Raw genomic sequence first — 12,547 nt, 5'->3', positions numbered from 1 at the left:
TGTTAAAATGGAGGCTTTACAAATGGAAGGAACCACCAAGGGACAAGATAAGATTCGTCGTGTGACACTATTAATTTCTGTGCTGCTGCTATTGAGCAGCGTCGGAAGCTATCTGCTTTACCAACACTTTTATCAGTCAGAGCTTCAAGTAACCTTTGTCAGCAGAAAAATTTTGCCAAAGACTGGAACCGCAAAGAAAACTTCTCAAAGATTGAAGGAGACGCAGGTCAACCACAAGAATGTGATGCAGACGAATGTATCAAAGGAATTGACTAATGATCCTCTATTGCAAGGTTCGGATAAACGAAACACTCGCCTAACTCAAATAAATTCAACTGGTGCTTCACCAATAATTTTCAAAGTAAGTGATAAAATTGGCGTTTTTCCAATGGAAAATGAGTAAGCAAGTTACAGCCATTTTGACCAGGCTTGCTTTAATCGAGCGACGCAATCTGGAATATCCACTAGGTCAATTTTACTAAAGCCTAGAAATAAGGTATTAGGCGGACAAGCTGCTTTTTCCTGCCAAAATTTCATTGTTGAATAGACTTTTACACCGTGATTCAATGCGGAGTCGATCAATTGACTTTGTTCGACAGGCTGTGTGAAGGTTAGAAGAAAATATTGCCCACTCCCATTGCTAGATATTTTGATTTTATCTTTGACATCGTCCAGCTCTTTTGTGAATTGTTCCAGACGCTTTCGAAAGGTCTGATTCAGGCGGCGAATGTGTCGTTCATAATGACCTGTTTCAATCAGACGTGCGACAACATATTGATTAAGTAAAGGGACCGTACTATTATATGGTTCGAATAGTTCTAAATATCGTTGACATAAATGCGGCGGCAATATCATGTAACCCATCCGAATTGAAGGAGACAAAGTCTTAGAAAATGTACCTAAATAAACGACGCGATCATTCTCATCAATCGATTGCAAAGCAGGGATCGGTTTGGAGTAATAGCGTAATTCGCTATCAAAATCATCCTCAAGAATAAAAGAATCATTTCTTTCTGCCCATTCTAGCAATTTGTAGCGACGATCAATGGTCAGAGTTGTTCCTGTTGGAAATTGATGAGAAGGCGTCGTATAGATCGCACGAATATTATTGTTATAAGGAAGATCGGCAACAATCAAGCCATTTTCATCAATCGGAACAGTTTTAATCTTAATCTTGTTCATCTTAAACACCGCACTGGCTCGATCAAAACCTGGTTCTTCCATTAAGAATGTTTGCTGATCACAAGCAATCAATTTACACAAATAGTCAAGAGACTGCTGTAGCCCACAGGTAATAACGATTTGACGCTCCTCACAGTGAACTCCTCGTATTTTCCTCAAATAAGTAAGCAAGTTTTTCCTTAAATAAAGTTCTCCCTGCTTTTCCTGATAGGAGGCTAATTTTGATTCATCTGTAAGAAAGTCAAGACATTCAACTGTGTAACGCTTCCAAAGCTTTTTAGGAAATAGATCGCTGGTTTGACTGCTGTTAGTCAGGTCGTAAACAATCTTGGAGTTCGTTTTTTCATGATTTATAGAAGCTGGGCTGCTTTTTTTAATGCTCTCTTTTTTAATCGCAAGACTAGGCACTTGTCTGACACGTAAGCCGGTACCCTTTACTGAAACAACATAGCCTTCTGCAATCAATTGGCTGTAGGCAGTATTCACCGTATTTCGACTAACCCCCAGCACATCCGCAAAAGCCCTGCTACCAATCAATAGTTCTTCTTCTTTAAGATTTCCGTTCAGAATATCCCGTTTGATTTGATCGTATATCTGCGAATACAAAGGTATTTTACTTTGGCGATCTAAATAAATCATCGTTCTTCTCCTTTAGTGGACCTCTTCTTTTTTTGATTAGTGGATCTTCTTATGGTACCAATATCAGTATATCATACTCCTTAACAGTTTAGATAATGTTGGAGGAGAAGAAAATGGATCGTGTAACAGACCGTACCAATGATACAAAGGATGTTTTTGTCGAACTAATTGCTATTGCTTTTTTAGCAACCGGAGGGATTTTTGTAAAGCTCAGCAGTTTGCCGCCAATAAGCACTGGGTTTTATCGAATTCTTTTTTCGCTACCCATATTATTACCATTTACATATAAGCAATTAAAAGCACTGACTAAAAAGGACATCTTGATCTTAGGTGCAGCGGGTGTTTTTTTAGCAGGAGATATTGCCCTTTGGAATCTGTCATTTAGTTATACGTCTGTGGCTAACGCTAACTTGCTGACTAATTTGACACCTTTTACGGTTATTCCTGCTTCCTACTTTTTGTTTAAGGAAAGAGCATCAAAATTTTTTCTGGTCGGAGCTAGTATTACATTGATCGGGGTCTTTATTCTTTTAGGAGGGAAACTTGATCCAACGCCGGAAAGTTATGTAGGTGATCTGTTAGCGTTTTGTGCTTCGATTTTCTACGCCGGCTTTTTATTGATTTCCTATCGCTTGCGGGATCGTTATCAAAGCAGTGTCATTATGCTGGTCAACGGAATTGGCAGTGGGATCACACTTGGTATCGTAGCCTTAGTAACAGAAGGGATTCAAATTCCAAAAGGAGCTGCTGAAATAGCTCCGTTGTTGGGCTTAACACTCTGCCTGCAGGTGATTGGCCATAATTTATTGGCTCATTGTCAAGGAAAGCTGAATGTAAACTTGTCGACGATTGTTTGTCTTTGCCAACCGGTTATTGCTTCTATTTATTCGTTTTTTATTTTTTCTGAACACTTGTCTCTAAAGGAAATTATAGGGATTATCATTGTTATGCTAGGGGTATTTTTTGTTAAAGGGCAATACCAGACTAAGCGATAGATTCTTTAAGTGATTAGCTATACAAAGCCAAAGAAAACGTTGACATTGGAAAAAATCTCCCTTACAATGATGATGAGAAAACTTAAATCAAAGCAACGGTGGTAGTTGCTGCTTTGAGTATGTTACTGATCATGCAGGCAGAACTCAAATTACCTTAGGATAAATACGCTATCCTTAGGTAATTTGAGTTTTTTTGTTTGAAAGGAGGGAAAACATGATTATCAGTCAAATTTTGAACAATAATGTAGCCATTGTAAAAAAAGGGAGCAATAACCAAACTCGGGGGAACGAAGTGATCGTCTATTCAAAGGGTGTCGCTTTCAAAAGAAAAGTCGGGGATACCATTGAGGAAAAGGATATTCAAAAAACTTACGTCCTAGATTCCCATGATAAATTAGAGCATTTCAGCTATTTACTTTCTAATACCAAAGAAGAATACCTTCAGATCGTCACTGAAACGATTGAATATGGGGAGAAAGTCATTCAGAAGGATGTCTCTGATTATCTGTATTTAGCCTTGCTAGATCATATTGATTTTGCTATCAAACGTTTAAAAAAGGATCAAATCGTCAAGAGTCCGCTGGATTGGGAGGTTCGAAAATTTTATCCAGATCACTATAAGATCGGGCTTCACGCAGTGGAAATGATCGAAAAAGTGACAGGAATGAGCTGCCCGAACGAAGAAGCGGTATCAATTGCACTGCATTTTATTAACCTGCAAACCAAAGGCAGCGAAGATGACCACATGATGAAGATGATGGAAGCTGTTCGGGATATTCTATCTATTATTAAGTATCATTACCATTTGGGTTTTGAAGAAGACAGTATCAACTATATTCGGTTAGTGACTCATTTACAGTATTTCATCGTCCGAATGTTTAAAAACGAGGCGTTTACATCAAATGAGACTGAGCTCAATCGACAAATTCGCAAACTTTATCCAGAAGCTTATAGCTGTGTCAATAAGATCCGTATCTATGTCCGAGACACATTTGAAAAAGAATTGTCCGAGGATGAGGAAGCTTATTTAATGCTTCACATTCAACGGGTCACAAAACGAGAAGAGGGAGATTAATATGAAATATCAAGAATTTTGCAACCAGCTGATCGAATTGGTCGGCGGTAAAGAAAATATTCAAAGCGTCGCAAATTGTATGACACGTTTACGTTTTAAATTAAAGGATCGCAGCCTAGCTAAAACTGAGAAAATCAAAGAGCTGCCGGATGTGATCGATGTGGTATCAAATGACGTGGCGTATCAAGTTATCATTGGCACCCAAGTACAGGATATTCGTCCTGAGATGAATCAGATTTTAGGTTTAAGTGGCGAGGACAAGCACTCCGGATCAGGTGAGAAAGAAAAATTTGTCACGATGGCGCTAAGAATTCTGTCTGAATCAATGGGGCCGATCCTAGTACCAATTATGTCGGCCGGGCTACTAGCTGGTATCTTATCATTGATTTCGTTAACCGGATTTGTATCTGCGGAAAGTTCAACCTATTTGATCTTAGATGCGATTCGTCAATCAGTGTTTTTCTTCCTGCCAGTCTTGATCGCGATTCCTTTTGCGCGTCAATTAGGAGTAAATGAATATCTGGCCGTTACGGTTGCCTTAACCTTGATGTCTGATACCATCAATGGTGCTAAGGGCTTGGATTTTCTGGGCTTCAATTTGCCCGAAACGACGTATTCTAATTCGTTCTTTCCGATTATTTTAAGCATCATTTTCATGAAATACGTGACAAAAGCATTAGAGAAAATCATGCCGAAAGCGCTGCAATATTTCTTTAATCCGGTATTGATTTTGATTGTTACATTGCCAGTTACGCTGATTCTTTTTGGACCTTTAGGCACATACATCGGTGATGGCTTAAACTTTATTTTCGAATTTATCGGAAATACTTTCGGTAATTGGATGGTACTCATGTTATACGCAGCGTTACAGCCGTTTTTGATCACGATCGGAGCCGGAAACTTTATTATTCCGATCTTTATGAATTCTTATGCGACCATGGGCTACGATCCAGTCTTTACACCTGCCTGGATCATTTCTGATATCGCCGTCTGCGGTGCTGTATTAGGATATTTCTTCCGTTCGAAAGACAAGAAGCAAAAACAATTGTTTGGGACGACCGCCTTTAGCGCGTTTATGGGAGTAACTGAGCCAGCTCTTTATGGGGTGTTCGTCAAATATCGCCGGCCATATATCGCAGTTATGATTGGTGGGGGATTAGGCGGATTGTTTGCTGGTTTGATGAAGGTCGTCGGGTATGCACCTGTGTCATTATTTGGATTAGGGTCATTTATTGGCGAAAATAATTACCGAAACTTCTATATGATGTTGATCGCTGTAATTATCGGCTTTATCGGTGCTCTTGTGGCCGGATTTATCCTAGGAATTCCTGCTGATGACAAGCTCGAAGCAAAAACAACGGAGCCGATTGAAAACGATGCGGAAGCTGTGACAAAATTATTAATCAAAGCCCCTGTTAAAGGAAAAAATGTTGCATTGAGTAACGTGAATGATAAAGCCTTTTCGTCTTCTGCTTTAGGAAAAGGACTAGGGATTGAACCGGAAGAAGACACAATTACTGCTCCAGTAAATGGTGAAGTCGTCAGTCTGTTTCCAACCAATCACGCGATCGGGATCAAAACCGAATACGGTGTGGAAATTTTGATCCATATTGGAATCAATACTGTCGAACTCGATGGAAAATATTTCGAAACATTCGTCAAACAAGGCGATAAGGTTTCAGTCGGCGACAAGATTTTGAAGGCTGATATGTCCGGGATTCGGAGTGAGGGCTATGATCCAGTCGTTATTACAGTAATCACGAATACGGCTGATTATTTAGATGTGTTGCCATCAAGTGACAGTGATCTAAACAGTAAAGAGGACTGTCTGACAGTTGTTGTTTAAAAAAAGGAGGCAAAAAAAGTGACAAAATTAACGAAAGATTTTTTATGGGGCGGCAGTATCGCTGCTCATCAACTAGAGGGCGCGTGGCAAGAAGATGGTAAAGGTCCGGCGATTATGGATTTTGCCACCTCAGGATCAGTGACGACGCCGCGAGAATATACTAAAACGACCGAAGCGGGCAGACATTACCCATCTCACGAGGGAATCGACTTTTATCATCGCTATAAAGAAGATATCAAGCTGTTTGGAGAAATGGGCTTTAAGAGCTTACGAATATCCATTGATTGGTCGCGAATCTATCCAAATGGTGATGATGTCGAGCCGAATCAAGCAGGGATCGACTTTTACCAAAACGTTGTTAATGAATTATTGAGGTACAACATCGAACCGATTATCACTCTGTATCATTTTGAATTACCGATAAATTTGGTGACTAAATATGACTCATGGAAAAATTGTCAAGTCATCGATTTCTATTTGAAGTTTGTCGAAACGATGGTTAATGCTTTGAAGGGCAAAGTCAAGTATTGGGTAACCTTCAATGAAATGAACCATATCGATCCGCAAACAGAAGCGTCGGATATGTTCACCTATATTTTATCAGGTCTAAAATATAGTGAGCTAGAAGGAAATAAAAAAGAAATCCTAGCAGTAATCGGCTACAATATGACTTTAGCCGGTGTCAGAGCAACAAAATTGATCCATCAGCTTGATCCGACGAGTCACGTCGGCTGTGTATTTGGAATCACACCAAAATACCCAGTGAACTGTGATCCAATCAATGTTATGAATGCCTTCAAGGATATGGATCGTGATTTCTATCAGATTGATGCGATGTGTAATGGAGAATTTCCTAAGTATAAGCTAAGAGAGTATGCGGACATGGATATCGATATAGGAATGACTGAGGAAGATAAGCAGGCTTTTGCTGAAGGCAAGCTGGATTACATCGGCATGAACTACTATATGACAGAGGTTACTCGCTATGAAGGCGGAGAAATTGATGAAGAATCACTGTTTGGCGGTGTGCAGAATCCCTATATCGAAAAAAGCAAATGGGGATGGGGCATTGATCCGATTGGGTTGAGATATTTATTAAATTACACGTATCGGAGATATGGCTTACCCATCATTATCTGTGAAAATGGCTTAGGAGCTTACGATGAGGTTGGAGCAGATGGGTCCGTTCATGATGACTATCGTATTGACTACCTGCAAAAACATTTAAGTGAGCTAAAAAGAGCGGTAGAAGAGGATAAAGTTGATTGCTTTGGCTACTTAATGTGGGGACCGATTGATTTGGTCAGTGCCACAACAGGGGAAATGCGGAAACGCTACGGCTTTATTTATGTTAATAAGCATGATGACGGGACGGGTGATCTAGCTAGATCGCCGAAAGATTCATTCTATTGGTATAAAAATCTAATTGAGACCAATGGGGAGGAGCTGTAAAAAATAGGAATTATTGCTGGTCTAGCCGGCTTATCGTAATTACTAAAAACATTGGTGGAAGTAGTACTCGTTTGTCTAACAAAACAATAGAAATCGGAGGAGCTGTGACAAAATTCTTGTCACAGCTCTTTTTTCTGAACAAATGATGTTTAAGAAGCAGCTTATTCGGGAAATAAGCAGAAATTTCATAAAAAAATTTAAAAACATCGGGTACGGACCGTTCAACATTAGCTCCTACGTTACTGTGTTTCTTGGCAAATTTCGGAGTTTCCTTATTATTCTTGAAGCTGATTCCTTTTATTCTAACCTTTTTTAGCATAAGATGCTTTCCTTCATCACTGGATCAATGATATCCACTAATTCGAATTGCTTATCCATATAATTGAAGATGAAGATTGCGCAATTTGGATAAGCCCGAATCAACTCATCCTTGTTTTCCTGCTGAAGTGTTTGCAAAAAGCTGACACAAGCCCCATTATGTGAGACAGCTAAGACCTGCTGATGATCGTCAATTGCCATAATGTAGTGCAAGGTAGAACTTACTCGCTTTTGCACAGCCGATAGGGATTCTCCACCAAATTGCGAATAAAAGGTTTCGAAGTATTCGGCGCCATCCGGCTGTAAAAATTGTGGTTCTCCCTCATACAATCCATGATTCATTTCCTTAAGCCCTTTCAGTCGTTGGTATTCTTTACTTTCAGAAATAATCTCTAATGTGTCGCACGCTCGTTCTTGGGTAGAGGCGTAAAGATGATCAAATTTAATGCCATTTTCTTGAAAAAAGTCTCGGGCTAGTTTTGCTTGTTGGATGCCTTTTTCAGTTAAGGGTGAGTCACAGGCACCTTGGACTTTTTTTTAGACATTAAATAGTGTTTCTCCATGGCGCATCAAATATAGTTTCTTTATCATTTTAGCCCTCCAATTATTCATTATCTAAATAGTATCAAATTGAATCTGGCAGTGCATTACTTTTTTAGGGCTCATACTAAACCGGGAGAATAGGCTGTCATACAACGCCAAGTACAGCAGAAGGGAAGAATTCGTGTCAGCATTTTTTTTGCGAATGAACGGTAACGATTAGACTGTTTGTAATGAACAAGCCAGAAGAATAGGCAATTAGCTTTTAGAGTACGCATTTTTTTGAAAATGATTTTCTTATTTTTTTAACTTTAATAATCAAAAAAAATTTTCTTTTTCTCTATTTTCAGATGGACATCTCCAGTTCACTCTTGTTCACTTGTGAATCACTCTTATTAGTAGACATAAAAAAATTATGCCGTTGACAACGTTTACAGGTTGGTATTAAATTTTATTTGTTAGTAGAAAAGGTGTGTCTGTAGAAATTGTTTAGCTATGAAAAGGAACGATCCTTATCTTTTAAAATAGCTTTAACTATAACTTTATTGCTTAGCCGGAAATACCTATAAAAAGAATAGCCTGAGAGGAGCACGATTGATGCGCATGTTAATTGTCGTATTTGAAAATAGTGAAGGAAAAAATCATCGCTGGAAATTCAAAAATACCGATCCCAATAAATCTGTCGATGAGATCAAAGCTTTATTAGAAAAAATGACTAAATTAAACTTATTCGAAAAAGATGGAGTGAAGCTATTCCAAAAGGTTGTTAGCGGGAAATTTGTAGAAATGACTGAGAAGCAAATTTTCGATGTAACAGCCGGAATAATGGATGCCACGGAGGAGTCTGCCCAAATTCCAGCAGGGAATCAAGCTGACGTTTCGGATATCGAAGAAGGTATAACCATGAAGGTTACCGAAGAAGCCGGTGATGGGATCAAACAAATAGAGGTCGTTTTACCACGAGGACTGGATCTTACCGCTATGTCTGATAAAGAATTGCAGGCAATGTTTGCAAATATTTTGCCAGAAGAAGCTCTTTTGGAAGAACTATACTATGAAGAGACTAGTGAAAAAACGGATTCGTCCGAACCAGTGGAGACTTCCGTAAATGAAACGTCCTCTAAGCCTGATGCTACAACTAAAAAGAACAGTACACAGATAGAACAAAAGAAAAAAATCAACAAAACAAAACGAAAACTGTTAGAGCGCTTCAAAAAACATAGGAATCAATAATCCAACGTTGGTGTTCATCCAAGTCGAAGAAAAAATAAATTGGCGAGTCGCATGGTTGAGTGATCGCTTATTTGCGTGTCTAATTTTGTAGCTGTTAGAAGAGGAGCACAAATAGCTTAAAATCAATTATTTATTCATAATTATAGGACTACTCATCATGCCTATAGCCACCGATGTTTTCTGCATCCGTATTTACCTTGATAGGCAATTAATTAAAAATGAAGCGAAGCAGATCTATGACGATTTTAGGTCTGTTTTTTATTGACCTGCGGTGCGTTTTAACAATGGTTTAGAATTTATACCATTCATTCAGTCATTAATTATTTATCATATAATCACTTGTCATTAACCAATAAGTCTATTTTCTGGTGTTTTTTTATTTTCAAACCCTCCACTATAACACCAACCCTGTTGGAGTTTGTTAAGATGAGGTCTGATGAAAGGGGAGGATTAGATGGACACGACTACTGAAAAGAACTATTTAGCAGAAGTGACGCACCAGCTTAAACAAAAAATCACAGAGGTTGAGGCTGCCCTGAACACCAATGAAGACAATTATAAAGAGTTGAAGCATTATACAATTGATTACAAAAATGAGCTAGATAAATATGAGGTTTATAATCACCAGCAAAATTTAAAATTTCTTGATAGCCGAAGTGTTTTAGAGGCAAATGTATTAAAGAAACTGAACTATCAAAAGCAAACTCCTTACTTCAGTAAAATTGCATTTCAATTTGACGATGAAGAGGAGGTAGAGGACTTTTACATTGGTCGATATGGATTTGCGGATCGCTATGGAGAACAGCTGATCTATGATTGGCGGGCACCAATTTCTTCGCTTTATTATGATTTTTCGCTTGGTGAGGCCTATTACGAATCCCATCAACGCAAATTTTACGGTCAATTACGTTTGAAACGACAATTTGAAATTAAAAATGGCGCGATCAGCTTTGTAGTAGATACAAATGATGCCATCAATGATGAGCTTCTGATGCGAGAGCTGGGGAAGAGTACCTCCAATGAAATGAAAACCATCATTCACACGATTCAAAAGGAACAGAATCAGGCGATCAGAGACACGAAAACTAAAAATTTGATTATTCAAGGGGTAGCCGGATCAGGGAAAACTTCTATCGCGCTTCATCGGATGGCCTATTTGCTTTATCAGAAAAAAGAGGAGCTGGATGCTTCTGATATTCTGATTGTCTCGCCTAATCAAGTATTCGCGGATTACATCGCAACAGTTTTGCCAGAATTAGGTGAAGAAGAGCTGCCGCAAATTGACATTGTCAAATTAGGCACCATGTTTATTGAAGAAAAATATCAGGTGTCCGATCGCCACGACGAATTGAAGGCAGCACTAGAAAATCCCAATTCCAAACAGGCTGAAAACTACAAATATAAGCAGTCTAGGGAATTCTACGAGCTGCTTCAAACGCATCTTGAACAATTGAAGGCACGACTGTATTCAGCAGAAATTAAGCTTGACAATTATCATATTTCAGCAGCAGAAATCAAACGCTTCGTTGATCAGCAATCAGAAAAGAGTCTCGTCGAACTGATTCAAGAAATTACGAAGCTTTTAAGCGAACGTGTTTCAGAAATAAGTCGTGAATCCTTTGCCAAAACGCTCGAACAGCTTTTCAAGAAACGTCTCAATACTATCGGAAGTTTGTCGGATTATTATCACTTTCTAGCCACGAATCACTTGGAGCATGCGTCTGAAAAAAATCGCATCAATTATTCGGATCTATTTCCCTATTTATTCTTCAAATTAATGATTGCCGGGATTAAGCCGAACAAACAGATTCAGCATTTAGTAATTGATGAGATGCAGGATTACTCCTTGCTGCAGTTAGTGACGCTCGAGCGCCTGTTTCCGTGCCCGAAAACGATTTGCGGAGACATTCATCAGTCGTTGATTGCAAGTGATTCAAATTTTCTAGCAGAAGTTCAAAAAAATCTGCCACAATCACGATTATTGAAGTTTCAGACTAGTTATCGCTCTAGCTTTGAGATCATGAATTTCGCCAAACGTTTTATTGACGAGGAGGAGATTCAGCCGGTACAGCGTCACGGCAAGGAAGTTGAAGTGCTTGAGTATAGTAAGAACATGCTCGCGCAAAAGCTGGCCGATTTTAAAGCAAGTACGTTCAAATCTTGTGGTATAATTTGTCAGAACTGGCAGGAAGTAGAAAGGCTTGAGGCCGATTTTCCCGACGAACAGCTGATTCGCTTTGAAAAAAATACAAAAAAGATTGCGGAAGGCATTATCGTAACCACTACACAATTTGCCAAAGGGTTGGAATTTGATCAGGTTATTTTGCCGGATATCCGTTCGAGTCAACTGACACAAAAAAGTACACTGCTTTACACCAGCTGTTCGAGAGCTCTGCATGAGCTAACGCTTTTAATAAATGATGGAAAGGATTTTCAATGAAAACCTATCGCACTTCCGAAGTAGCCGCTATTGTCGGGCTGCATCCTAACACGATTCGCCGCTACGAGGAATGGGGGCTGATTCCTATTCCTCCTAGAGCCGCCAACGGCTATCGTGTGTTTACCGATTATCATATTGAGACGATCAAAATTGCCCAGGTTGCCTTTCAGATTGAAGTCCTGCAATCAGGGCTGCGAATTTTGATGGTTGATATGGTCAAGGCTGTGGCTCGTTATGATTTTGCCGAAGCACAATCGCTGTTGGATCGCTATTTGAAATTGGTGGATCAGGAGATCGCGAATGCAAACGACGTGATTCATGTAGTAGAAGATATTCTGGCTGGAAAAGCTGAAGAAGATGCTGTTTGTTTCACACGTCGAGAAACTGCCGAGTATTTAGGCGTTACTTCTGAGGCTCTGCGAAACTGGGAGCGTAACGGATTGCTGACAATTAAAAGAAGTAAAAATAACTATCGTGTCTATGATGGTGAGGATATCAAGCGTTTGAAGATTATTCGAACCCTACGATCAGCGAAGTATTCTTTGGCGGCGATTCTGCGTATGCTGAATGCGATTGATCAAGAAAAGCAGGATATCAAGCGATTATTGAACCCGTTAGATCCAGATGACAGCATTATTACCGCTTGCGATAACCTGATTGATTCATTGGAAAAGGCTAAATCCAATGCCTGTGAACTGAAAAAGCAGGTGGCTGATATGCAAAAGCGTTTTTTTAATAACTAATAGCAAAAAAGCGTTTGCATTTTTGAAAAGCGAAGTGCTATAATTCTTTTTAGAAGAATAATCAAATGGATAGTGATTGCATTT

General features: G+C 39.2%; 9 protein-coding genes and 1 pseudogene. 8 read left to right on the top strand and 2 right to left on the bottom strand.

Annotated elements, in window-relative coordinates; translation table 11 throughout:
- The first annotated feature begins 22 nt into the window (after positions 1–22).
- Entirely contained in the window at positions 23–403 is a 381-nt protein-coding gene (locus OMU_RS03145; protein ID WP_016178515.1) for a hypothetical protein, read from the top strand.
- A gap of 5 nt (positions 404–408) precedes the next feature.
- Here OMU_RS03145 and pdxR read toward each other — a convergent pair whose 3' ends face one another.
- Positions 409–1,821 carry a MocR-like pyridoxine biosynthesis transcription factor PdxR gene (pdxR, locus tag OMU_RS03140; protein WP_016178514.1) on the bottom strand — a complete coding sequence of 471 codons (1,413 nt, stop codon included), beginning with the start codon at positions 1,819–1,821 and terminating at the stop codon, positions 409–411.
- Between the two features lie 113 nt (positions 1,822–1,934).
- Between pdxR and OMU_RS03135 the strand changes: the two genes are divergently transcribed.
- From OMU_RS03135 to OMU_RS03120, 4 genes are all read left to right on the top strand, one after another.
- Positions 1,935–2,816, top strand: a complete 882-nt coding sequence (locus OMU_RS03135) for a DMT family transporter (RefSeq protein WP_016178513.1) — start codon at positions 1,935–1,937, stop codon at positions 2,814–2,816.
- Between the two features lie 214 nt (positions 2,817–3,030).
- The gene (locus OMU_RS03130) at positions 3,031–3,891 is read left to right on the top strand and encodes a PRD domain-containing protein (protein ID WP_016178512.1); all 861 of its coding nucleotides are present in this window, start codon (positions 3,031–3,033) and stop codon (positions 3,889–3,891) included.
- 1 nt (position 3,892) lies between these two features.
- A complete protein-coding gene (locus tag OMU_RS03125) occupies positions 3,893–5,737 on the top strand; it encodes a beta-glucoside-specific PTS transporter subunit IIABC (RefSeq protein ID WP_016178511.1) in 1,845 nt (614 codons plus the stop codon).
- 18 nt (positions 5,738–5,755) lie between these two features.
- Complete coding sequence (locus tag OMU_RS03120) at positions 5,756–7,189, top strand: family 1 glycosylhydrolase (RefSeq protein WP_016178510.1); 1,434 nt, start codon at positions 5,756–5,758, stop codon at positions 7,187–7,189.
- A gap of 312 nt (positions 7,190–7,501) precedes the next feature.
- Here the strand turns inward: OMU_RS03120 and OMU_RS03110 are convergent.
- Positions 7,502–8,029, bottom strand: a pseudogene (locus OMU_RS03110) (histidine phosphatase family protein); the annotation flags it as partial.
- Between the two features lie 615 nt (positions 8,030–8,644).
- Between OMU_RS03110 and OMU_RS03105 the strand changes: the two are divergent.
- The 3 genes from OMU_RS03105 (at position 8,645) to OMU_RS03095 (ending at position 12,463) form a co-directional block, all read left to right on the top strand.
- A complete protein-coding gene (locus OMU_RS03105; protein ID WP_016178507.1) occupies positions 8,645–9,280 on the top strand; it encodes a DUF2922 family protein in 636 nt (211 codons plus the stop codon).
- 454 nt (positions 9,281–9,734) lie between these two features.
- Positions 9,735–11,720, top strand: coding sequence for a HelD family protein (locus tag OMU_RS03100; RefSeq protein ID WP_016178506.1), 1,986 nt, complete (start codon positions 9,735–9,737; stop codon positions 11,718–11,720).
- A complete protein-coding gene (locus tag OMU_RS03095; protein ID WP_016178505.1) occupies positions 11,717–12,463 on the top strand; it encodes a MerR family transcriptional regulator in 747 nt (248 codons plus the stop codon). The genes OMU_RS03100 and OMU_RS03095 overlap by 4 nt, the downstream gene beginning before the upstream one ends.
- The last annotated feature ends 84 nt before the right edge of the window (positions 12,464–12,547 follow it).

The organism is Enterococcus avium ATCC 14025 (assembly GCF_000406965.1).
GTDB classification, from domain to species: domain Bacteria; phylum Bacillota; class Bacilli; order Lactobacillales; family Enterococcaceae; genus Enterococcus_A; species Enterococcus_A avium.
Note: the sequence above shows the minus strand (reverse complement) of the source record. Positions and strands in the feature narration are given on the sequence as shown.

What these genes read in the sequence shown, in the direction of transcription:
- pdxR (WP_016178514.1), bottom strand. Translation starts at nt 1,821, where the DNA reads ATGATTTATTTAGATCGCCAAAGTAAAATACCTTTGTATTCGCAGATA.
- OMU_RS03105 (WP_016178507.1), top strand. Translation starts at nt 8,645, where the DNA reads ATGCGCATGTTAATTGTCGTATTTGAAAATAGTGAAGGAAAAAATCAT.
- OMU_RS03125 (WP_016178511.1), top strand. Translation starts at nt 3,893, where the DNA reads ATGAAATATCAAGAATTTTGCAACCAGCTGATCGAATTGGTCGGCGGT.
- OMU_RS03135 (WP_016178513.1), top strand. Translation starts at nt 1,935, where the DNA reads ATGGATCGTGTAACAGACCGTACCAATGATACAAAGGATGTTTTTGTC.
- OMU_RS03095 (WP_016178505.1), top strand. Translation starts at nt 11,717, where the DNA reads ATGAAAACCTATCGCACTTCCGAAGTAGCCGCTATTGTCGGGCTGCAT.
- OMU_RS03145 (WP_016178515.1), top strand. Translation starts at nt 23, where the DNA reads ATGGAAGGAACCACCAAGGGACAAGATAAGATTCGTCGTGTGACACTA.
- OMU_RS03130 (WP_016178512.1), top strand. Translation starts at nt 3,031, where the DNA reads ATGATTATCAGTCAAATTTTGAACAATAATGTAGCCATTGTAAAAAAA.
- OMU_RS03100 (WP_016178506.1), top strand. Translation starts at nt 9,735, where the DNA reads ATGGACACGACTACTGAAAAGAACTATTTAGCAGAAGTGACGCACCAG.